The organism is Vibrio sp. TRT 21S02 (assembly GCF_050113675.1).
Taxonomy (GTDB): Bacteria; Pseudomonadota; Gammaproteobacteria; order Enterobacterales; family Vibrionaceae; genus Vibrio.
Genome location: NZ_JBNJOI010000022.1, coordinates 1 through 21,064, shown reverse-complemented (window position 1 = coordinate 21,064; position 21,064 = coordinate 1). Strand labels below are relative to the sequence as shown.

21 protein-coding genes and 7 tRNA genes are annotated in these 21,064 nt (G+C 45.1%); 17 read left to right on the top strand and 11 right to left on the bottom strand.

Annotated elements, in window-relative coordinates; all coding sequences use genetic code 11:
- Nucleotides 1-177: 177 nt before the first annotated feature.
- Both ACQEXU_RS19595 and ACQEXU_RS19590 read right to left on the bottom strand, forming a co-directional pair.
- A complete protein-coding gene (locus ACQEXU_RS19595; protein ID WP_427012000.1) occupies nt 178-1,251 on the bottom strand; it encodes an AI-2E family transporter in 1,074 nt (357 codons plus the stop codon).
- The gene (locus tag ACQEXU_RS19590; RefSeq protein WP_367988485.1) at nt 1,244-1,480 is read right to left on the bottom strand and encodes a sulfurtransferase TusA family protein; all 237 of its coding nucleotides are present in this window, start codon (nt 1,478-1,480) and stop codon (nt 1,244-1,246) included. The genes ACQEXU_RS19595 and ACQEXU_RS19590 overlap by 8 nt, the downstream gene beginning before the upstream one ends.
- Nucleotides 1,481-1,684: 204 nt before the next feature.
- Here ACQEXU_RS19590 and ACQEXU_RS19585 point away from each other — a divergent pair, with 204 nt between their 5' ends.
- From ACQEXU_RS19585 to ACQEXU_RS19570, 4 genes are read left to right on the top strand one after another with little or no spacing between them, the layout of a single operon-like run.
- Entirely contained in the window at nt 1,685-3,139 is a 1,455-nt protein-coding gene (locus ACQEXU_RS19585) for a M48 family metalloprotease (RefSeq protein ID WP_427011999.1), read from the top strand.
- 23 nt (nt 3,140-3,162) lie between these two features.
- Complete coding sequence (arsC, locus tag ACQEXU_RS19580; RefSeq protein WP_427011998.1) at nt 3,163-3,507, top strand: arsenate reductase (glutaredoxin); 345 nt, start codon at nt 3,163-3,165, stop codon at nt 3,505-3,507.
- Nucleotides 3,504-4,073 carry an NAD(P)H:quinone oxidoreductase gene (gene wrbA, locus ACQEXU_RS19575; RefSeq protein ID WP_367988482.1) on the top strand — a complete coding sequence of 190 codons (570 nt, stop codon included), beginning with the start codon at nt 3,504-3,506 and terminating at the stop codon, nt 4,071-4,073. Before arsC ends, wrbA begins: the two co-directional genes overlap by 4 nt.
- A gap of 6 nt (nt 4,074-4,079) precedes the next feature.
- Complete coding sequence (locus ACQEXU_RS19570; protein ID WP_427011997.1) at nt 4,080-4,502, top strand: DUF2069 domain-containing protein; 423 nt, start codon at nt 4,080-4,082, stop codon at nt 4,500-4,502.
- A gap of 25 nt (nt 4,503-4,527) precedes the next feature.
- Here the strand turns inward: ACQEXU_RS19570 and ACQEXU_RS19565 are convergent, their stop codons facing one another.
- Complete coding sequence (locus ACQEXU_RS19565) at nt 4,528-5,757, bottom strand: DUF2066 domain-containing protein (protein WP_427011996.1); 1,230 nt, start codon at nt 5,755-5,757, stop codon at nt 4,528-4,530.
- Between the two features lie 244 nt (nt 5,758-6,001).
- Between ACQEXU_RS19565 and ACQEXU_RS19560 the strand changes: the two genes are divergently transcribed.
- Complete coding sequence (locus ACQEXU_RS19560; protein WP_367988479.1) at nt 6,002-7,246, top strand: uracil-xanthine permease family protein; 1,245 nt, start codon at nt 6,002-6,004, stop codon at nt 7,244-7,246.
- Between the two features lie 75 nt (nt 7,247-7,321).
- Here ACQEXU_RS19560 and ybaK read toward each other — a convergent pair whose 3' ends face one another.
- The 8 genes from ybaK to hemA form a co-directional block, all read right to left on the bottom strand.
- Entirely contained in the window at nt 7,322-7,795 is a 474-nt protein-coding gene (ybaK, locus tag ACQEXU_RS19555; protein WP_427011995.1) for a Cys-tRNA(Pro) deacylase, read from the bottom strand.
- 187 nt (nt 7,796-7,982) lie between these two features.
- A complete protein-coding gene (ushA, locus tag ACQEXU_RS19550) occupies nt 7,983-9,644 on the bottom strand; it encodes a bifunctional UDP-sugar hydrolase/5'-nucleotidase UshA (RefSeq protein WP_367988477.1) in 1,662 nt (553 codons plus the stop codon).
- 388 nt (nt 9,645-10,032) lie between these two features.
- Entirely contained in the window at nt 10,033-10,884 is an 852-nt protein-coding gene (gene kdsA / locus ACQEXU_RS19545; protein ID WP_367989144.1) for a 3-deoxy-8-phosphooctulonate synthase, read from the bottom strand.
- Between the two features lie 24 nt (nt 10,885-10,908).
- Nucleotides 10,909-11,718: a SirB1 family protein gene (locus ACQEXU_RS19540; RefSeq protein ID WP_427011994.1), complete on the bottom strand. Its 810-nt coding sequence runs from the start codon at nt 11,716-11,718 to the stop codon at nt 10,909-10,911.
- A gap of 33 nt (nt 11,719-11,751) precedes the next feature.
- Nucleotides 11,752-12,135, bottom strand: a complete 384-nt coding sequence (locus tag ACQEXU_RS19535; RefSeq protein ID WP_427011993.1) for a SirB2 family protein — start codon at nt 12,133-12,135, stop codon at nt 11,752-11,754.
- A 12-nt stretch (nt 12,136-12,147) separates the two neighbouring features.
- Nucleotides 12,148-13,008, bottom strand: coding sequence for a peptide chain release factor N(5)-glutamine methyltransferase (gene prmC, locus ACQEXU_RS19530; RefSeq protein WP_427011992.1), 861 nt, complete (start codon nt 13,006-13,008; stop codon nt 12,148-12,150).
- A 4-nt stretch (nt 13,009-13,012) separates the two neighbouring features.
- Nucleotides 13,013-14,101, bottom strand: coding sequence for a peptide chain release factor 1 (gene prfA, locus ACQEXU_RS19525; protein WP_367988472.1), 1,089 nt, complete (start codon nt 14,099-14,101; stop codon nt 13,013-13,015).
- A 29-nt stretch (nt 14,102-14,130) separates the two neighbouring features.
- Nucleotides 14,131-15,387, bottom strand: a complete 1,257-nt coding sequence (gene hemA / locus ACQEXU_RS19520) for a glutamyl-tRNA reductase (protein WP_367988471.1) — start codon at nt 15,385-15,387, stop codon at nt 14,131-14,133.
- Nucleotides 15,388-15,547: 160 nt separating this feature from the next.
- Between hemA and lolB the strand changes: the two genes are divergently transcribed.
- The 12 genes from lolB (at nt 15,548) to ACQEXU_RS19460 (ending at nt 20,955) form a co-directional block, all read left to right on the top strand.
- On the top strand, nt 15,548-16,165 hold the full coding sequence (gene lolB / locus ACQEXU_RS19515; RefSeq protein WP_367988470.1) for a lipoprotein insertase outer membrane protein LolB: 618 nt from the start codon (nt 15,548-15,550) through the stop codon (nt 16,163-16,165).
- On the top strand, nt 16,162-17,034 hold the full coding sequence (gene ispE, locus ACQEXU_RS19510) for a 4-(cytidine 5'-diphospho)-2-C-methyl-D-erythritol kinase (RefSeq protein ID WP_427011991.1): 873 nt from the start codon (nt 16,162-16,164) through the stop codon (nt 17,032-17,034). Before lolB ends, ispE begins: the two co-directional genes overlap by 4 nt.
- Before the next feature lie 28 nt (nt 17,035-17,062).
- Complete coding sequence (locus ACQEXU_RS19505) at nt 17,063-18,007, top strand: ribose-phosphate pyrophosphokinase (RefSeq protein WP_367988468.1); 945 nt, start codon at nt 17,063-17,065, stop codon at nt 18,005-18,007.
- Between the two features lie 145 nt (nt 18,008-18,152).
- On the top strand, nt 18,153-18,743 hold the full coding sequence (pth, locus tag ACQEXU_RS19500) for an aminoacyl-tRNA hydrolase (protein WP_367988467.1): 591 nt from the start codon (nt 18,153-18,155) through the stop codon (nt 18,741-18,743).
- A gap of 10 nt (nt 18,744-18,753) precedes the next feature.
- The gene (ychF, locus tag ACQEXU_RS19495) at nt 18,754-19,845 is read left to right on the top strand and encodes a redox-regulated ATPase YchF (RefSeq protein ID WP_427011990.1); all 1,092 of its coding nucleotides are present in this window, start codon (nt 18,754-18,756) and stop codon (nt 19,843-19,845) included.
- A 272-nt stretch (nt 19,846-20,117) separates the two neighbouring features.
- A tRNA-Met gene (locus tag ACQEXU_RS19490) sits at nt 20,118-20,194 on the top strand.
- A 38-nt stretch (nt 20,195-20,232) separates the two neighbouring features.
- Nucleotides 20,233-20,317, top strand: a tRNA-Leu gene (locus ACQEXU_RS19485).
- A 33-nt stretch (nt 20,318-20,350) separates the two neighbouring features.
- Nucleotides 20,351-20,425 (top strand) — tRNA-Gln (locus tag ACQEXU_RS19480).
- A 79-nt stretch (nt 20,426-20,504) separates the two neighbouring features.
- Nucleotides 20,505-20,581, top strand: a tRNA-Met gene (locus ACQEXU_RS19475).
- A gap of 73 nt (nt 20,582-20,654) precedes the next feature.
- Nucleotides 20,655-20,739 (top strand) — tRNA-Leu (locus ACQEXU_RS19470).
- A 25-nt stretch (nt 20,740-20,764) separates the two neighbouring features.
- Nucleotides 20,765-20,849: transfer RNA gene (locus tag ACQEXU_RS19465), tRNA-Leu, on the top strand.
- Nucleotides 20,850-20,880: 31 nt separating this feature from the next.
- A tRNA-Gln gene (locus tag ACQEXU_RS19460) sits at nt 20,881-20,955 on the top strand.
- The last annotated feature ends 109 nt before the right edge of the window (nt 20,956-21,064 follow it).

Here is a 21,064-nt window from a genome sequence, read left to right as displayed (position 1 = left end):
CAGCCAATGGTTACTTAAGTTTTTTATTTACATAAGTAATAAAAATATTATTAACACATTTTATTAATTATATGTATAGGCACGCTAATATCGCTAGGTAAAACCTTTTGTTTTAACGATAAAAAAAGGCTCCACCTCCAGAGGAGATGAAGCCTTAGTCATTCAAATTGAGGGTTGTTAAGAATCAGCTGACGGTTGTTCTTCTTCTGTACTTGGCAGTGCATTCCAAACCGCTTTAACTAGCGTGGCTAAAGGAATCGCGAAGAAAACGCCCCAAAAACCCCATAAGCCCCCAAACACTAATACGGCAACAATAATTGCTACAGGGTGTAGATTCACGGCTTCAGAAAACAACACCGGAACTAATACGTTGCCATCAAGGGCTTGGATAATGCCGTAGGCGACAAGTAACCAATAAAACTGCGGCGCCAATCCCCATTGGAACAAACCAACAATAGCAACAGGCACGGTTACAGCGGCAGCCCCGATATAAGGGATCAAGACTGAAAAGCCGACCGCGACAGCTAATAACACGGAATAGCGTAAGTCTAAAATGGCAAATGTCACGTAACTCACACCACCGACAATGAGGATTTCCATGACTTTACCGCGGATGTAGTTTGAGATTTGATCATTCATCTCAATCCAAACTTTTGTCGCGAGCTTTCGGTTTCTCGGTAGAATTCCGCTCGCCATCGAGAGCATTTCTTGCTTATCTTTTAATAAGAAAAATACCAACAATGGAACTAAGATCAGATACACCCCCAAAGTCGCAATGCTGACTAGAGACGCCAATGAACCTTTCACCACCGTTTCACCCATCACGATCACTTGGTTTTTCGCATTGGTAACCACTGACTCAACGATTTCAAAATGTGCCAGCTCAGGGTAACGTTGAGGGATCTCCGCAATAAATGCCTGAAGCCCAGTGTACATGTTTGGAATATCGTTGATTAAGTTGCCAACTTGCTGCCAAATCGTAGGAACTAGGCCAAATACAGCTAAAATCATCAATGATGTAAAAGTCACAATGACCAGTATTACAGAAAGTGTTCTGGGAATGCCGATACGGCTTAACTGAGTTACTGGCCATTCAAGAAGATAAGCAAGAACTATCGCAACCAGCAAAGGGGCAATTAAATTACCAAAGAAGTATATCGTGATAAAACCAAACAGTAATATCGCGACTAAACTCACCGCATGGGGATCAGAAAAACGTCGTTTATACCAACGACTCACCATTTCAAACATTCAACAAGGTTCCTTTAGTCACTTGCAAACAGTAGTAATCATCCTGCGCTTCGCACGCCACAGTATAGCCATACTTACGGAGGTAGCGTTTAATATCCTTCATCGAATGTGTCTCCACCACCCAGATTTGCATCACCTCACCCAACGCCAGCAATTTTGTGTGACGTTTGGCAAGCAAAAGAGCCATAGGACATCGCTCTTCACGCAAATCTAAAATATTGGGTTTCATTCTTCGTCCCGATGAATATTATAGAGCTGACATTGTATAGTGTTTTTTTCGCAGCGTCAGTGAAAAGGATGCCAATGAAAGCAGGTTTATGCACAGACATTAACCAATATTATGAATACTGTTCAATTAATGGCAATGAATGTGAAACCAATTCTGCCTGACCGTGTCCAAAGCGTATAAAATCATGGAGTAACCCCCTGTACTATGTTTAGACGTACCCGTTCGCTTGTTTGCCTATGTGTTGCAACGGCTCTCGCTTCAGCCCCTATTGCTCAAGCCAATTCATTAGATCTCCCAGACATTGGTACGGCTGCCAGCGGGACATTAACCATCGATCAAGAACTGCAATACGGTGATGCCTACATGCGCATGCTGCGTGCGAGCAAACCTATCGTTAATGACCCTGTTTTAAATGAGTACATTGACTCATTAGGTCATCGATTAGTTGCGAATGCGGATGATGTCAAAACGCCATTCACCTTCTTCATGATCCGAGACCGCAACATTAACGCATTTGCATTTTTTGGTGGCTATGTTGCCCTTCATTCCGGGCTGTTCTTACACGCACAAAGTGAAAGTGAGCTTGCCTCGGTTGTTGCACACGAAATTGCACACGTGACACAACGTCATCTTGCGCGAAGAATGGAAGATCAGGCTCGACGTTCTCCAGCAACCATTGCTGCGTTAGCGGGTTCATTATTACTTGCTATCGCCGCACCTGAAGCTGGGATTGCTGCCATTACCGCTACGACCGCGGGTAATATGCAAAGCCAAATCAACTACACTCGCAGTAATGAAAAAGAGGCCGACCGCTTTGGTATCGCGACCTTAGCAAAAGCTGGATTTGAAGTGAGCGCAATGCCTCGATTTTTTGGCCGCCTTGCAGACCAATACCGCTATGCCAGCAAACCACCACCAATGTTGCTGACTCACCCGTTACCAGAAGACCGAATTACAGATAGCCGAACACGTGCCCGCGAGTATCCCGCGAAACGTGTCTCGCCATCACTTAGTTACCATCTCGCTCGCGCCCGAATTGTTGCTCGTTATGCAGGGATCAATGAAAATGCGGCCTTAGACTGGTTTGCACGTACCGAGAAAAAAGCATCACCTTCGCTTGCCCCTTCATTCCAATACGGGCGTGCCCTTGTTCATCTGGATAATCGTCATTTCGATAAAGCAGAGCCGCTGTTGAAAGCCCTGCTCAAACAGGATCCTGCCAATAATTTTTATCTCGATGCGATGTCGGATCTCTACATCGCTCAGAATCAAGCAGATAAAGCGGAAAACATGCTGAAGAAAGCGCTGAAAACCAACCCCAACAATCCGGTTTTAGCCATCAATCTTGCAAACTCACTGGTAAAACAAGATAAGAACGAAGATGCCGTGCGTGCACTACAACGCTACACTCATGATCACCCCGATGATGTTAACGGCTGGCACCTATTGTCAGAAGCACAAACACATCTGGGTCACAGTGATGAAGAGCTCGCTGCACGTGCTGAGATATTGGCCTTGAAAGCCAATTGGAACAAAGCAATCCAATATTACACTCAGGCCAGCCAACTGGCCGAATTAGGAAGTTTAAAGCAGGCTCGCTTCGATGCTCGTATCGACCAGCTCATGGTTGATCGTGAACGCTTTATGGCACTGCAATAATCATAAAAATGAAGGAGAAATTTATGTCAGTCGTGATTTATCACAACCCTCGTTGTTCTAAAAGCCGTCAAACATTAGCACTGCTAGAGGAAAACAACATTCAACCAGAAATCATTACGTATCTTGATACGCCGCCAACGGTTGAACAGCTAAAAACGCTCTATAGCCAACTTGAGGTTGATGGTGTGCGAGCCATGATGCGCACAAAAGATGATCTCTATAAGGAACTCAAATTAGCAGACGCAACTGACGAAGCACTGTTTACAGCCATGACAGCCAACCCAAAACTCATCGAACGTCCTATTGTTGTGGCAAATGGCAAAGCCAAACATGGCCGCCCACCAGAGCAAGTGCTTGAGATTTTATGACCTGTCAAATAGTGGTGCTGTATTATAGCCGTCACGGTAGCACCCGAAGCCTCGCCAGACACATCGCAAGAGGGATTGAATCAGTCCCTCATTGTGAAGCCTTGCTGCGCACGGTCGACAGTATTGGTGATCGCGATGGCCCTTCACAAGACCCCGTTCTGTCTCTCAATGAGCTGAAGCAGTGTGATGGTTTGGCGATGGGTAGCCCAGTCTGGTTCGGTAACATGGCCGCCCCTTTAAAGCATTTCTGGGATCAAACCAGTGCGCTTTGGGTGGCAGGAGACTTAATTGACAAACCTGCTTGTGTCTTCACCTCTTCTTCTACCTTACATGGCGGACAGGAAACCACGCAACAAACCATGATGTTGCCTCTGCTTCATCATGGTATGTTGGTTATGGGGCTTCCCTACTCAGAACCAAAACTACACACCACAAAAAGTGGCGGTACTCCCTATGGTGCATCGTCAGTGAGTAAGCAAGCGGGATCATTAACTCAAGAAGAAATCGAACTCGCTCAACAGCTCGGGAAAAGACTGGCCACCACAGCAACAAAGTTAAAAGGATAAATTGCCATGGATGAGATGCAACCAAGAACCAAGCTATATCGTTTACTGGCCTTGTGTGGCAATTTAGCGCTACTGGCTTGGGTCGCGATATGGCAATTGTCATTGTCACCACATCCTCACATTAGCAGTACGACACTCGCCATTGCGTGGGTTATTCCCTTATTACTCCCTCTTCCCGGCATTTTGGCAGGCAAACCTTATACTCACGCTTGGGCAAACTTTATCTTGATGCTCTATTTCCTTCATGCATTAACGATTCTGTATGTCGACGGAGGTGAGCGATGGTTAGCTGCGGTTGAATTGCTACTCACAGCCGCTGGATTTGCGGGCAATATTCTCTATGCTCGTGCAAGAGGAAAAGAGCTGGGACTCAAACTCAAGCGCTTGTCCGAAGTCGAGAAGCAAGAAAAAGCAAAGTTTGAAAAGTAAAAAAGAGCCGAAAGGCTCTTTTTTGTTATTGTGAGATTTGTTCTGACACCGGCGTTTCATCAGAGACCGTTTGCTCTTGCTCAGGCACAGCCTCACGGCGTTCGATGTGCTGCCATTTATACATCAAAATGGTTTCAGCAGGTAGTAACGGAGCGATCGATACTTCTTGTTGGCGCACATCATCGCCTTGTTGAACACCCTCTGTTGTATTTCCATCTATCACGGGTTCAGAAACTGGTAACTCTGGTTGCGTTGGAGTTTCAACAATCGGTTCAAGCGGTGTCACTTGTCCCATTCGAGCTACTTCTTGTTCAAACTGCGTTTTAGACGCTAATAAATGCACGTTGAAGGTCACTTCATGGCCTTGGATTTTCAAGATATCAAGCGATGCAACTGAACTTAGCTTTTTAAGCTTGTTTTCAAGAGTGAAGAAGTCAACAGCATCACCAAGTTCAATGAAGCGTACTTTTATAGCTTCAGAAGACTCACTCGCCACCACAACCGCAGCACGTTTTGCGTAGTAATCACTGATTTGGTTCACCATCTTTTCACTAGCAGATGAACCACTATTTGAGCCTGATAACGGAGCTTGACGCGTAATGCCTATTGTTGCGGGTTTTTGATCATATAAAGTCCAACGAACATTATCTCCCTGCGCGCGGATCACTAACACAGCATCAACAGGATAGCGTTGACTGGCCTGCCCCACGGCTTGAGCGAAACCTCCCCACAAATCAGATACAGCGATTCCAGTAATATCATCGAAATCACCAACAGGGACCGTCATTGGCAAACCACGTTGTTTGGCTTGGCTCATAATATCGTTTAGTACTTTGGAATTAGCATGTTCCCAAACAATATTTCGATCTTGGCTCGTTTCTTCCACCAGCCAAACCAGAATATTTGCTCGAGCGGATGGCCAGAAAGGGAGTTGGGCTTGCGTTAATAATGAGCGAATATGTGGTGCACTAAAGCTCATTCGCATCGTTTGCTCACCTTGCAACTGCCCATAACTTAGCTGTGCTAGGTATTGAGAGCTTTGCTTTAGCGCTTTTTTTACCACTGGGTTGTTCGCGACAGTTTGATCACCGGAAGCGCGAACTAACACTTCTGTCATGCCCTGAACACGAGCTTCGCTATCTGCATTCTCTTCAGTTTGATCCAATACAATTTCTGCTCGATACAGATCGACATTCGTCAGTGCATAAGCGGGTAATCCAACAAGCCCCAAAATCATTAACGCTAAGTTACGCATACTTTTCCTACATTCATGTCAGCGAACACCGATGATAAGCAACAATTTCAGGCAGAGCAACTAAAGGACTAATCAATACGGTTACAAAGTCTTATCTGCCCCTCAGAATAAGATCATAATTTACTAATTAATCATCAATATTTGATCTGATTCAGATTGTAATCGATTGCAACAGTGATAGAATCCCGCGAATTTTATTTTTGTAGAGTAATTACTACTTACCGCCACCTAAAGGAAGAACAATATGAAAAATGCCATCCAAGGCGCACAAATGCTTTTTGTCGCATTTGGGGCCCTCGTGTTAGTGCCGTTATTGACAGGCCTAGACCCAAGCGTTGCTCTATTCGGCGCAGGTATCGGAACCCTTCTTTTCCAATTTGTCACTCGCCGTACCGTGCCAATTTTCCTTGCTTCTTCTTTTGCTTTTATCGCACCTATCCTATACGGGGTTCAGACTTGGGGTATTCCTGCCACTATGGGTGGTTTGATGGCAGCGGGTTTTGTCTACGTCGCGATGGGTGCATTGATCAAAGTACGTGGGGTAGAAATTATTCATAAATTACTGCCACCTGTTGTGGTTGGTCCTGTGATCATGGTGATTGGTCTCGGCTTAGCGCCTGTTGCTGTCAGCATGGCTTTAGGTAAAGTGGATGGCGCTCAAGTGATCGATGCTGACGCATCACTGGTTATTTCGGTTGCATCACTACTGACCACCATAATCCTCAGCGTCTTTGCGAAAGGCTTTTTGAAACTGACGCCAATTCTGGGCGGTATCGTCGTTGGTTACAGCTTAAGCCTAGGATATGGCATTGTGGATTTTACTCCTGTAAAAGAAGCTGCATGGTTCGCCTTACCGAACTTCACCATGCCTGAATTCAATATCAACGCAATTCTATTTATGATTCCTGTGGCCATTGCACCTGCGGTCGAGCACGTGGGCGACATGTTAGCCATCTCTAATGTGACTGGTAAAAACTACATCAAAAAACCAGGGCTACATCGCACCATTACTGGTGACGGCGTCGCGACTATCGCCGCTTCCATGGTAGGCGCGCCACCAAACACCACTTATTCCGAAGTTACTGGTGCCGTAATGCTAACCAAAGCGTTTAACCCTGTGATCATGACTTGGGCTGCGGTAACAGCCATTGTACTTGCTCTAGTTGGCAAGCTTGGAGCTGTACTACAAACCATCCCAATGCCAGTAATGGGCGGTATCATGATTCTTCTGTTTGGCTCCATCGCCACCGTTGGTTTAAACACTCTGATTAAGAACAATGTCGACCTACATAAATCTCGCAACTTAGTGATTGTGGCTATCACGCTCGTATTTGGTATCGGTGGTATGGCATTTGGTATTGGCGAATTCAGCCTTCAAGGCGTTAGCCTTTGCGGTATCGTAGCAATTCTTCTAAACCTAGTTTTGCCAAAAGATTTAGGCGAGAACCACGTTGTGGACAATGCTCAAATGGAAGAAGAAGCAAAATAGTGAACTAAAAGAAAAAGGGTTGGCATATATCAGCCAACCCTTCGTATCATAACCATTATACAAAAACTCAACCGCTTATAAGCACAGCTCCACAAACTGTCCCCGCGTCAATGTCGCTAAATCTTGCGCCGCGAGCTCTATCTCTAACCCTCTTTTGCCTGCACTGACACATATACTGCCCTGCTCTAATGCACTTTGGTGAATGAATGTCGGCAAGGCTTTCTTCTGACCTAGCGGACTGATCCCCCCCACTACATACCCTGTTGTTTTTTGTGCGATATCGGGATCTGCCATTTCTGCTTTCTTTCCTTTTGCCGCTTTAGCAGCAAGTTTAAGGTTTAGCTTTTCAGCAACTGGGATGACGGCTACTGCGAGATTTTTTGCTTCACCATTTAAACAAAATAGCAGCGTTTTAAAGACCTTTGCCGGATCTTGCCCCAACACTTGTGCTGCTTCTAAGCCATAACTCTGCGCGCGTGGGTCGTGCTCATATTGGTGAACTTTGTGGGTAATTTTCTTTTTTTTAGCCAAATTAATTGCTGGGGTCATACGACGTTGTCCTTATACCCACCAACATAACCACCTGCGCTGTGAATCGTAACTCAAATGGTTATATTGGTATTTATATAGTTAAACTTTACGAAACTTTTTATTGGTTTCTAAACACAAAAAAGCGCCGCAATTGCGGCGCTTTTAGTTAAAAATATCACGCTGATTGAGTCAAACGTTTTAATGCTTATTTATATACGATTTCACCTGAAGGTGCGTATTTGTTCACATCAACTGGGCTATTGGCTTCTAGGTATTCTTTCAATACTTCAGCATCCACAAAACCAGTGTTTACGTGACCTGGGTGATCCGTGAGTTTCGGATAACCATCACCACCAGCCGCATTGTAGCTTGGTACTGTGAAACGGTAAGTTTCATCTAGGCGTAATTGCTTGCCACTGATGAAGACATTAGACACTTTACCGTCAGCAACAGTCATTGAAATACCTGCAAATTGCGCGTAAGCACCAGAGTCAACTGGCTTCGTTGCTACAACGTTTAGGTAATCAAGCACTTCCTGACCAGACATGTCTGTGTATGTCAGTATATTTGCAAATGGTTGAACTGTCAGTACGTCTTTGTATGTAACGTTACCCGCTTCAATAGAGTCACGGACACCACCAGAGTTCATCACAGCAAAGTCAGCTTTTGCACGCTCCATGTGAGCAGTCGCGATTAAACGGCCTAGGTTAGTCTGTTGGAAACGTACAACGTTACGATCACCTTCAAGCTTGCCGTTAGTTTCAGAGATTTTCTCGTTTAACTGTGCTTGGCCTTGCTCTTGGTATGGGCGTAAGAACTCAAGTAGTGCTGCGTCTTGTTTGATTTCATCTTCAATCAGAACGCGCTTCTTCTCACCGTTAATTTTAACCTTCTTCTTCAGGTTAACTGGGATCAGATCGTAGCTTACCATGGTTAGCTCGCCGTTACGGAACTCGTAATCAGCACGACCAACATATTTACCCCACTCGTGAGCCTGAACGATGTAAGTACCGTTTTGCATGTCTGGCTTACACTCATCAGAAGGCTTAAAGTTTTTCTTAACAACGTTTGGCGCTTCCATACATACAGGTTCTTGAGAGTGACCACCAACGATCATATCTAGAGAACCTTCGTCTAGGTAGCGAGCCAATGCTACGTCACCCGGAGCGTTGATACCACGGTTGCCATCTTCGTAGTGACCCATGTGTGTCACAGCGAAAATTAGGTCTGGTTTTTCAGTTTTCTCAAGTTCAGCGATTAGCTTTTTCGCTTCTTCTTTAGGGTCGCGGAAATCGATGCCACCGATAAACTCTGGGTTGCCGATTTTCGCTGTATCTTCAGTCGTTAGACCAATAACAGCAATCTTGATGCCTTGCTTGTCAAACATCTGGTACGCTTGGAACATGCGCTCACCAGTTGCTTTGTCGTAGATGTTTGCTGAAAGCATTGGGAAGTTGGCCCACTCTTTCTGCTTAAATAGAACTTCTAACGGGTTATCAAACTCGTGGTTACCCAGCGCCATCGCATCGTAACCAATCTTACTCATGCCTTTAAAATCTGGTTCAGCATCTTGAAGGTCTGACTCTGGTACACCTGTGTTGATATCACCACCAGAAAGCAGTAGCGAACTGCCACCTTCTGCTGCAATTTCAGCGCGCAGTTCATCAATCAGCGTCTTACGTGCAGCCATGCCGTATTCGCCGTATTTGTTTTGCCAGAAACGACCGTGGTGGTCATTAGTGTGAAGAACTGTCAGCTTATAGGTTGTATCAGCTTCCCACTCATGCTGAGGTGCTGTTGCACAACCCGCTAGAGTAGCCAAAATTGCCGCGCTAATTGCGCTTTTTACGATCAGGCGTTGCTTCATTGTCATACCTTTTGAACTTTTGGGGATTTCCACTGCTTTTGAATATAGGCTCTACACAGAGAATTAATAACTATTGCTTCTTGCACAAAGAAAACTAAGCCCATGGAACCTATAAAACTTGATATAGTTTAAATTAACTGAAAACGTCAGACAGTTCGTTTTCATATTTATGACGATTTGATCACGATATTATTGTCAATAACTTGCAACAACGCTCACAGCTTACACCTGAGAAGAGAAACGATCACAAGCAAACGTTTTACTGTGAAATACGCCGATTCACTGGTTGATGATAAAGTGGTCGCATTTACAACAAATATCGAAAATATCATTGATTTTTGCACAAAAAAGGCTGCCTATTAGGCAGCCTTTTTGTTTCTAAATATGTCTATCGAATATCGATATGATCAAAACCTTTAATGAGATCATCTAGCGCTTTCATTTGCGCTAAGAACGGCTCGAGCTTGTCTAGTGGCAATGCTGATGGGCCATCACAGCGTGCTTGCTCTGGGTTTGGATGCGCTTCAATAAATAGACCTGCAATACCTGTTGCTAAGCCGGCTTTTGCCAATTCAACCGTTTGCTCACGACGGCCACCTGAAGCCGCACCAGACGGATCGCGCATTTGTAGAGAGTGAGTCACATCAAAAATAATTGGGCTGCCGTTTGAGGCTTTCTTCATAACACCAAAGCCCAGCATATCCACAACCAAATTATCATAGCCATGGCATGAACCACGTTCACATAGGATCACGTTCTCGTTGCCACATTCTGCGAACTTCTCAACGATATTGCCCACTTGACCAGGACTCATAAACTGGGGTTTCTTGACGTTAATCACTGCGCCTGTTTTTGCCATCGCTTCGACAAGATCAGTTTGACGGGCTAGGAATGCTGGCAACTGGATAACATCAACCACATCAGCCACAGGCTGAGCTTGAGCTTCAGTATGTACGTCGGTGATGATTTTCACACCAAATGTGTCTTTAAGCTCTTGGAAGATCTTCATCCCTTCTTCAAGACCCGGACCACGGTATGAATGCACTGAACTGCGGTTCGCTTTATCAAACGACGCCTTAAATACATAAGGGATACCCAGTTTCTCAGTCACTTTTACGTAGTGTTCACAAATCTGCATTGCCAGATCGCGGGATTCCAGAACGTTCATTCCAGCAAACAAGGTAAAAGGTTTATCGTTAGCTACTGGAATATCACCAACATGAACGATTTTTTGTTCCATCATCTTCTCTCTTTATTTATTGAGTTAATGCAAAATAACTTGCGGGTTACCCATTGCATTAACTTGATTCTTTAGTAGCTCAGCCGCCGGATCATCTGGACACTGATCAATAAAGTACTGGTAATCTGTCATCGCGATTTGATGGCAATCCAATTGTTGATAGATAAACCCTCGATCACGAATCTCATACGGGTCATCAGGCACAAAGGTTAACGCCAGATCAGTACAACGTAGTGCAAGAGTATAACGCTCTTCGCGCAGCAACGCGCTTTTGATCAACGCCAGCCAGCGTCCAATAACCGTTGGATTATCCGCTTCTTTTAGATGTTCTTCTTTCAGCGTAGAAAATGGACCACTGTGTCCAACAAGCCATGCACTTAGTGTATGCTCAGAAACATATTCGCCATTAAAAGGATTGATATATTGAGGTTTCTCACCATACCATTCAATGCGCAATAAAAACTGGCTTGGGAATGTCACACCGGTCAGTGGAAACCCGAGTTTCTTACCAAAATAGAGCAATAGTGCACCAAGGCTGACGGGAATACCTTTTCGGCGTTGCAGTACTTTATCCATAAAAGCATTGGCCGAATCGTAATACGCTTCTTGATCGCCAGAGAAACCCCACTCGGTATAGAAGAGACGAATAAAACGCTCAAACCGCTGCTTCTCATTGGGTTCATGTACCAATTCAAGCTCTGCTGCTGACAATAAACGCGCCAGCTCTAACTCAGCCCAATGAACTTCTGTCTCTGGGTTGATGGCCTTATTTAATACCAGCGCCCCTTCAGCAAGTTCCATTGCATCAAAGTCTTCATCAAATAGCTCAAGCATGATTGATGACCTACCTCAAATTACTCGAAAATTTTAACCTAAGAACATTGGAACTTTAGTCACGGCAACTTTTCCCGCCATGGCTAACCAACCTAATGCACCAAAGAATGAGAATGTACGTAGCAATTTGTTCTTGCCCAGTTTAAGCGCGAATAAACCTAGCGCAATGTACGCCAAAATACAGGTAATTTTCTCTGTCAGCCACGGCGCTGCCGCAGTAAAAGGAATAAATCCAGTGATAAGAATCAAGCCGATCCCTGACAGCAACAAACAGGTGTCATTGATATGAGGAAAGACTTTTAAAAACTTATTCTCTTGCAGCTTTGAATTCGCCATCATCAAAGCATAACGAACGGATAATAACGTTGCGCTCAATACAATCGTAAACAGGTGAAAGTGCTTTAAACCTTCGTACATCGACATTCTCTCTTATTTTTTGGTGTTCCATTGACCCAATGTTACTCGATCATTTCCACCATAGTCCTTTTCTGTAGAAATTTGGCCGTAGCCAAACTCCGTAAATAGCTTCCTTACCGCTTCCCCTTGCTGATATCCATGCTCAAAAAGCAGCCAACCATTTTCGCACAGGTATTCCCTCGCCTTGTCAATGATATGACGAATATCAGCCAAACCATTTTCAGCAGCGACCAAGGCGCTACGAGGCTCAAACCGCACGTCGCCTTGCACCAAGTGTGGATCGAGCTCATCAATATAAGGAGGATTTGACACAATCAAAGCAAACTTCGTACCTGTTTCCAAAGGTTCGAACCAACTTCCTGCATAAAAAGCGGCATTCGTAAGGTTAAGGTTCGCTGCATTTTCTGTTGCGAGTTGCTGCGCCTCAACTTTCAAATCGATCCCTATCACATGTCGCTTAGGTAGCTCTGAAGCAAGCGCAAGTGCAATAGCACCCGTACCGGTTCCTAAATCAAGGAGATTGCCGTCATTCTCTTCCGCTTTATCCAACGCGATTTCCACCAACCTTTCCGTATCCGGTCTTGGGATCAGCGTTGATGGCGATACCTTAAGTGGTAATGACCAAAACTCGCGCTCCCCAACAATATAGGCAACAGGCTCACCGGAAAGACGACGTTCTAGCAATAAAGAGAAGGCATTTAACTCTTGTTGTGACAGTTCTTTGTCAGGCCAAGTCAGTAGGAAGGAGCGTGGTTTTTTAAGGGTGTGGCAAAGTAATACCGCAGCATCAAGAGAAGGCGATTCACTGCCACTCTCCTGAAGCTGGGCGATTGCCTGCTTTAATGTGTTTTCAACACGACATTGTGCAGACATTGAATTAGTTGTTTTCCGCCAGAGCAGCTAGCTGATCTGCTTGGTGTTCTTGAATCACAGGTTCCACCAAGCTAGCCAAGTCACCTTCCATGACTTCATTTAGGCGGTAAACCGTCAGGTTAATACGGTGATCCGAAACACGTCCTTGAGGGTAGTTATAGGTACGAATACGGTCACTACGGTCACCTGAACCAAGCAGGTTACGACGTGTGTCTGATACTTCAGCAGCACGTTTGGCTTCTTCTGCCTGAATAATACGTGCAGCAAGTACTGCCATCGCTTTCGCTTTGTTCTTATGCTGTGAACGCTCGTCCTGACACTCTACAACGGTACCTGTTGGTAAGTGAGTAATACGGATAGCTGAGTCTGTGGTGTTAACGTGCTGACCACCCGCGCCTGATGCACGGAAGGTGTCGATTTTCAGATCAGCGGCTTTAATCTCAGGAATTTCAGCTTCTGGGATCTCTGCCATCACCGCAACCGTACATGCCGAAGTATGTACACGACCTTGCGATTCTGTCGCTGGTACACGTTGTACGCGGTGACCACCAGATTCAAACTTCAGCACACCATATGCACCATCGCCAGTGACCTTAGCAATCATCTCTTTATAGCCGCCATGCTCCGCTTCATTGGAAGACATAACTTCAATACGCCAGCCTTTTTTCTCAGCGAATCTGCTGTACATGCGGAACAAGTCACCCGCAAAAATGCCTGCTTCATCACCACCAGCACCTGCACGAATTTCTAAGAAACAGTTGCGGTCGTCATTTGGATCTTTTGGCAATAAAAGAATTTGCAGTTCGTCATTTAAACGCTCAATCGCTTCTTTTGCGTCTTTGATTTCTTCCTGAGCCATCTCGCGCATTTCTTCATCGTCTTCTTTTGCCATTTCTTCGGCAGCAACAAGATCTTCTTGTGCTTGCTGATAGGCTTGAAAACACTTCGTCACTTCCTCTAGTTGAGAGTACTCTTTCGACAATGCACGGAATTTATCCTGATCACCAATAACATCAGGATCACCAAGTAGGTGCTGAACTTCTTCATAACGTTCTACAAGCGTTTCTAGCTTGATAAGAATGGAGGCTTTCATAGTTTTCTTAAACTCAGGGGTTATTTTGATTATGAGTCTTCAAGACCCAAACTCTGTCTAATTACGGCCAGTTTAGCTGGCTCTCCTTGCTCCGCTGCACTTTGTAGCGCTCGGGTAGGAGCATGGATCAATTTGTTGGTGAGCTTGTTACTCAGCTCTAATAACACTTTTTCTGGATCGGCACCCGACGCCAATGACTGGAGACTCTTACTCAACAGATCTTCGCGAATGTCATTGGCCGATTTCCGAAACTCTCGGATGCTATCAACCGCTTGCAATGAGCGCATCCATGTCATAAATGCGGCACTTTCTTCACTGACGATCGCTTCAGCTTGAATGGCTTCAACTTTCCGTTGCTCGATATTGTTATCAACGATTGATTGCAGATCATCTACTGTGTAGAGATAAGCATCATTGAGCTCACCGACTTGTGCTTCAATGTCCCGAGGAACTGCAATATCAACTAATAAAACAGGCTGACAACGACGGGCTTTCAACGCAGTTTCGACCATGCCTTTACCAATAATAGGCAAAGGGCTTGCTGTTGAGCTGATCACAATATCTGCACGCGGTAAGTGAGTGGGAATTTCTTCTAAACTGATCACTTCCGCACCAAACTCTTCCGCAAGTGGTAACGCCCTCTCTCGCGTTCGGTTGGCTACAATCATTTTCTGGCATCCATTGGCAGATAAATGCTTCGCAACTAATTCAATCGTTTCACCAGCGCCAACTAATAAGACCGTTGACGTTTCCAGAGATTCAAAAATGTGTTTCGCTAACGTGCATGCTGCGTACGCAACGGAGACAGCATTACCACCAATGTCCGTTTCAGTGCGAACACGCTTAGCGACAGAAAATGTTTTCTGAAACAGCTTCTCGATTGATGTATCAACGGCTTTGTGCTCACGGGCATCCGAATAGGATTGTTTAACCTGCCCTAAAATTTGAGGCTCACCCAGCACCAAAGAATCCAAACCGCAGGAAACGCGCATCAGATGGCGAATAGCCGCCTGCTCTTCATGAATATAAAGGCTTGGTTTTAATTCTTCAGGACTCACTTGATGGAACTGAGAAATCCAGTCAATCAACTTACTTTTGCCAGATGGTTTTACATCACAATAAATTTCGGTCCGGTTACAGGTAGAGACGATAACGCAGCCGTTGACGTTTGGGTTATCGCCAAGCTGCGTCAGTGCAACTGGCAATTTTTCAGGGCCAAACGCGACTTTCTCTCGCAGTTCTACCGATGCCGTATTGTGATTAATACCAATGGCAAGCAATGACATGTATGGATGATTCTCTGGGTCAGATAAAAAGCAAACAGGGCGGAATTTTACTTGATGGCCTCGGTTATTGAAAGGGTAACGAGGATATGTTTTCGTGACTTCGTGATATCAATGATATAGTAGCGCCATTCAAAGGTATTGATTGAGCAGTTATCCAACGATGAAAATACGATTTCGTTTGCCGTTAATCTGGACTTTAACTCTTTTGTTCTTATCGGGTTGTGCCGCCGTACAAAACAGCACCACCAACGTCGAATGGCAAACTCACCAACAGCGCCTTGCGAGCATTTCTCATTATCAAGCGGTTGGTAAAATTGGCTATATTTCCCCAGACCAACGCCAATCCCTTAACTTCCAATGGAAACATTCTCCGCAAAATAGTGAGCTGCGCCTTTCTACATTCTTAGGACAAACCGTCCTCAATTTATCAGTCACACCAAAAGGTGCCGTCGTTGAAACCTACGATGATCAAACCCTGACTGCCGCTGATGCTGATACGTTGATCTACCAATTAACTGGTTTAGCTATTCCATTTAAAGATCTCAATCATTGGTTGCTCGGTGAACCTGGCAATGTTGAACATTTTACGACCAACGCCCACAACACCTTAGCCTCATTAAGCAAAACGCTTGAATCACGAACGTGGCAACTTGATTACCTTAATTATCGAGATGAGCCTTTTAATGGCCTTCCTCTCCCGCTTCCACAAAAATTAAAGCTTCAACAAGCCAGCACCAAAATTAACATCATCGTATCTAAGTGGACTTTAACCCAATGATCACCAGCACAACTCAATGGCCTTCTCCCGCAAAACTCAATTTATTTTTGTATATCACTGGCCAACGTGAAAATGGGTACCATGAACTTCAAACCTTATTTCAGTTTGTCGATCATGGTGACACATTGATCATCACCGCGAATTCCAGCGGTGACATTACACTCACCCCTGAAATACCCGGCGTTCCACTACAAGACAACCTTATTTGGAAAGCCGCGACTGCGCTGCAAAAATACGCAAGTTGTGAACTTGGGGCTCATATTGAGCTAAATAAAATATTGCCTATGGGTGGGGGTATTGGCGGTGGTTCTTCCAATGCGGCAACCGTATTGGTTGCGCTCAATTATTTGTGGCAGTTAGCGCTATCAGATGACGAACTTGCTCAGATTGGCCTGCACTTAGGAGCCGATGTCCCAGTATTTGTCCGAGGTTTCGCCGCATTTGCAGAAGGTGTTGGTGAAAAACTCAGTCAAGCCGAACCTAAAGAACAATGGTATTTAGTCGTTCGTCCAAATGTGGCTATCGCAACGGCAGATATTTTTACTCACCCACAATTAACACGAGATACGCCGAAGCGAGCGCTGGCAACACTTCTTTCCACTCCTCACGAAAACGATTGCGAAAAAATTGTTCGAATGCTGTACCCAGAGGTTGATAAGCAACTTTCATGGCTGCTACAATACGCGCCGTCGAGATTGACCGGGACTGGATCGTGCGTGTTTGCTGAGTTTTCCAGTGAAGACGACGCTCGTTCGGTTTTGGAAAAACTACCTGACACTGTCTCTGCTTTTGTAGCTAAAGGGCGTAATATTTCGCCTCTACATGAGACATTGGCTAAGCATCGCTCAGCCCACAATTCAATTATCTAAAACTGGACGCAACCCTGAGGTTTCCACCGTGCCTGATATGAAGCTATTTGCTGGTAACGCAACACCTGAACTAGCCCAACGTATTGCTGATCGTCTATACATCTCCCTTGGTGACGCTACTGTTTCTCGTTTTTCTGATGGCGAAGTCGCTGTTCAAATTAACGAAAACGTACGTGGTAGTGATGTTTTCATTATCCAATCAACATGCGCACCAACCAACGACAACCTAATGGAATTGGTTGTAATGATTGATGCAATGCGCCGTGCTTCAGCGGGCCGTATTACAGCAGTTATCCCTTACTTTGGTTACGCTCGCCAAGACCGTCGTGTACGTTCTGCGCGTGTGCCAATCACTGCAAAAGTTGTTGCTGACTTCCTTTCTAACGTTGGGGTTGACCGCGTTCTGACTATTGACCTACACGCTGAACAGATTCAAGGTTTCTTTGATGTTCCTGTAGACAACATTTTCGGTACGCCTGTTCTTCTAGAAGACATGGAAAACCGTGGTCTTGAAAACCCTGTTGTTGTTTCTCCTGATCTTGGTGGTGTTGTACGCGCTCGTGCAACAGCAAAAGCATTAGGTGATATCGACATCGCTATCGTCGACAAACGTCGCCCACGCGCTAACGTTTCTGAAGTGATGAACCTCATCGGTGATGTTGAAGGACGCGATTGCGTTATCGTTGATGACATGATCGATACAGGTGGCACACTATGTAAAGCGGCTGAAGCGCTAAAAGAGCGTGGAGCTAAACGCGTTTTCGCTTATGCGACACACGCTGTTTTCTCTGGCAACGCTGCGCAAAACATCAAGAGCTCTGTTCTTGACCAAGTGATTGTCACTGACTCTATCTCTCTTTCTAAAGAGATGGCTGCGACAGGCAAAGTCACCACACTTAGCCTATCTCGCATGCTGGCAGAAGCAATTCGCCGCATCAGCAACGAAGAGTCTATCTCAGCAATGTTTAACTAATCTTACGATTGTTATAAACACTGAATTTTTAAAGCGCTTCCCGATGGAAGCGCTTTTTATTTGAGGCAAAACCAATCACCTGTCATCAGGCCAGTTTTCTGTGCTATCATACTGCGCTTTTTGAGATTGCAGAGAGATCCCAACCTTGAGTCAACAAATCAAACTTCTTGTCGGATTAGCCAATCCAGGCCCTGAATATAAAAAAACACGCCACAATGCGGGCGCATGGGTAGTAGAAGAGTTAGCTCGCGTTCATAACACAACGCTCAAAGAGGAATCGAAGTTTTTCGGTTACACCGGGCGCATTATGATGAATGGTCAAGACCTCCGTTTGCTTATCCCAACAACATTTATGAACTTGTCAGGAAAGTCGATCGCTGCACTGGCGAAGTTCTATCAAATCAAACCCGAAGAAATCATGGTGGCACACGACGAGCTCGACTTGCCGCCAGGGGTAGCTAAGTTTAAAAAAGGCGGTGGGCACGGTGGGCACAATGGCTTACGCGACACCATCAGCAAACTGGCTAATAACAAAGATTTCTACCGTCTTCGAATCGGCATTGGCCATCCGGGACACAAAGACAAAGTTGCTGGTTTTGTATTAGGAAAAGCGCCTGCAAAAGAGCAAGAGCTTTTAGACGCAGCAGTCGATGAATCTGTCCGTTGCTTAGATATCTTGCTAAAAGACGGCTTAACCAAAGCACAAAACCGCTTACACACGTTCAAAGCTGAATAAGGTTACTATCATGGGTTTTAAATGTGGCATCGTTGGTCTACCAAACGTTGGTAAATCAACTCTGTTTAACGCACTCACTAAAGCGGGTATTGAAGCCGCTAACTTCCCGTTTTGTACAATCGAACCAAACACTGGTGTGGTTCCGGTGCCAGATCTTCGTCTGGATGCGCTAGCGAAAATCGTTAACCCGCAGAAAACCTTACCAACCACTATGGAATTCGTGGATATCGCAGGCCTAGTAGCAGGCGCATCAAAAGGTGAAGGTTTAGGTAACAAATTCTTGGCAAACATCCGTGAAACTGATGCTATCGGTCACGTTGTTCGCTGTTTTGAAAACGAAAACATTGTTCACGTTGCAGGTAAAGTATCACCTATCGAAGATATCGAAGTGATTAACCTTGAACTTGCTATGGCTGACCTTGACTCTTGTGAGCGTGCGATCCAACGTAACGCTAAGAAAGCAAAAGGCGGCGACAAAGATGCTAAGTTTGAGCTGACCGTACTAGAAAAACTGCTTCCAGTATTAACTGAAGGTGGTATGGCTCGTACAGTTGAGTTGGCAAAGGAAGAGTTGGCAGCGATTGGTTACCTGAACTTCCTAACATTAAAACCAACTATGTACATCGCGAACGTAAATGAAGATGGTTTTGAAAACAACCCATATCTAGATGCCGTACGCGAATTTGCAGAAAAAGAAAACAACGTTGTTGTTCCTGTTTGCGCAGCAATCGAATCTGAGCTTTCAGAGCTAGAAGATGAAGATCGTGAAGAGTTTCTTGCAGACATGGGCATCGAAGAGCCGGGGTTAAACCGAGTGATTCGTGCTGGTTACGAACTATTGGAACTTCACACTTACTTTACGGCTGGTGTGAAAGAAGTTCGCGCATGGACAATCCCTGTTGGAGCAACGGCACCAAAAGCAGCGGGTAAGATCCACACCGACTTTGAAAAAGGGTTCATCCGTGCAGAAGTCGTTGGTTACGACGACTTTATTCAATTTAACGGTGAAAATGGCGCGAAAGAAGCAGGAAAATGGCGTCTAGAAGGTAAAGAATACATCGTTAAAGATGGTGATGTTGTTCATTTCCGCTTCAACGTTTAAGTAACTCGATGATTTTACTCTCTTAGAGTGCATATAAAAGCCAGTGCTATCACTGGCTTTTTTTATACTCCGTAGAAATAAAATCCATAAACTGATGCCAAATTATTTGCACTTTTCGATCATTAACGCGCCTCTTTGCTCAAAAAGAAACCGAACGATTCATTTGTCGGGATTTATTCAAAAAAACTGTTGACGGTTCTCACACAGATCCGCATAATGCGCCCCGTTCCCGACGAGACTGATATGGTTTTGAAAGGAAGAAAACATGGTATGGCTACGTAGCTCAGCTGGTTAGAGCACATCACTCATAATGATGGGGTCACAGGTTCGAATCCCGTCGTAGCCACCATTCCTAAGTGCTTTTAATAAAAGCCTTTAGGAAAAGATGCGGAAGTGGCGGAATTGGTAGACGCACCAGATTTAGGTTCTGGCGCCGCAAGGTGTGAGAGTTCAAGTCTCTCCTTCCGCACCATTATTTGATATGTCTTTTATGACTATCGCCTGCAGGTCTATCGCCAAGCGGTAAGGCAGCGGCTTTTGATGCCGCCATTCCCTGGTTCGAATCCAGGTAGACCTGCCATTATTCCAAAGTGAGATTCCTTTAAGAAAAGGGTTGTCACTTAGAGCGTGAAGGTTTATATTGTCTCGCTCAAAAAGATGGCTACGTAGCTCAGCTGGTTAGAGCACATCACTCATAATGATGGGGTCACAGGTTCGAATCCCGTCGTAGCCACCATTCTTTCTTTATGAAAGAGCAGTTATAACCGTTAGTTTTTACCAATTAACTGATAGTTTATAGAGTTCAAGATGCGGAAGTGGCGGAATTGGTAGACGCACCAGATTTAGGTTCTGGCGCCGCAAGGTGTGAGAGTTCAAGTCTCTCCTTCCGCACCATCTTGAAATACTCTAAACAATATATGCGGAAATGGCGGAATTGGTAGACGCACCAGATTTAGGTTCTGGCGCCGCAAGGTGTGAGAGTTCAAGTCTCTCTTTCCGCACCATATATTGAATAGTCTTTTGACTATCGCCTGCAGGTCTATCGCCAAGCGGTAAGGCAGCGGCTTTTGATGCCGCCATTCCCTGGTTCGAATCCAGGTAGACCTGCCATTATTTTGATTATTGAGTTTACTCAGTAATTATGCGGAAGTGGCGGAATTGGTAGACGCACCAGATTTAGGTTCTGGCGCCGCAAGGTGTGAGAGTTCAAGTCTCTCCT

Coding starts and splice junctions, on each gene's coding strand:
- ACQEXU_RS19595 (WP_427012000.1), bottom strand. CDS start 1,251: ATGTTTGAAATGGTGAGTCGTTGGTATAAACGACGTTTTTCTGATCCC.
- kdsA (WP_367989144.1), bottom strand. CDS start 10,884: ATGGAACAAAAAATCGTTCATGTTGGTGATATTCCAGTAGCTAACGAT.
- ACQEXU_RS19535 (WP_427011993.1), bottom strand. CDS start 12,135: ATGTACGAAGGTTTAAAGCACTTTCACCTGTTTACGATTGTATTGAGC.
- ACQEXU_RS19585 (WP_427011999.1), top strand. CDS start 1,685: ATGTTTAGACGTACCCGTTCGCTTGTTTGCCTATGTGTTGCAACGGCT.
- ACQEXU_RS19560 (WP_367988479.1), top strand. CDS start 6,002: ATGAAAAATGCCATCCAAGGCGCACAAATGCTTTTTGTCGCATTTGGG.
- ACQEXU_RS19590 (WP_367988485.1), bottom strand. CDS start 1,480: ATGAAACCCAATATTTTAGATTTGCGTGAAGAGCGATGTCCTATGGCT.
- ACQEXU_RS19565 (WP_427011996.1), bottom strand. CDS start 5,757: ATGCGTAACTTAGCGTTAATGATTTTGGGGCTTGTTGGATTACCCGCT.
- ybaK (WP_427011995.1), bottom strand. CDS start 7,795: ATGACCCCAGCAATTAATTTGGCTAAAAAAAAGAAAATTACCCACAAA.
- ychF (WP_427011990.1), top strand. CDS start 18,754: ATGGGTTTTAAATGTGGCATCGTTGGTCTACCAAACGTTGGTAAATCA.
- ACQEXU_RS19570 (WP_427011997.1), top strand. CDS start 4,080: ATGGATGAGATGCAACCAAGAACCAAGCTATATCGTTTACTGGCCTTG.
- ispE (WP_427011991.1), top strand. CDS start 16,162: ATGATCACCAGCACAACTCAATGGCCTTCTCCCGCAAAACTCAATTTA.
- ushA (WP_367988477.1), bottom strand. CDS start 9,644: ATGAAGCAACGCCTGATCGTAAAAAGCGCAATTAGCGCGGCAATTTTG.
- lolB (WP_367988470.1), top strand. CDS start 15,548: ATGAAAATACGATTTCGTTTGCCGTTAATCTGGACTTTAACTCTTTTG.
- arsC (WP_427011998.1), top strand. CDS start 3,163: ATGTCAGTCGTGATTTATCACAACCCTCGTTGTTCTAAAAGCCGTCAA.
- prfA (WP_367988472.1), bottom strand. CDS start 14,101: ATGAAAGCCTCCATTCTTATCAAGCTAGAAACGCTTGTAGAACGTTAT.
- hemA (WP_367988471.1), bottom strand. CDS start 15,387: ATGTCATTGCTTGCCATTGGTATTAATCACAATACGGCATCGGTAGAA.
- ACQEXU_RS19540 (WP_427011994.1), bottom strand. CDS start 11,718: ATGCTTGAGCTATTTGATGAAGACTTTGATGCAATGGAACTTGCTGAA.
- wrbA (WP_367988482.1), top strand. CDS start 3,504: ATGACCTGTCAAATAGTGGTGCTGTATTATAGCCGTCACGGTAGCACC.
- prmC (WP_427011992.1), bottom strand. CDS start 13,008: ATGTCTGCACAATGTCGTGTTGAAAACACATTAAAGCAGGCAATCGCC.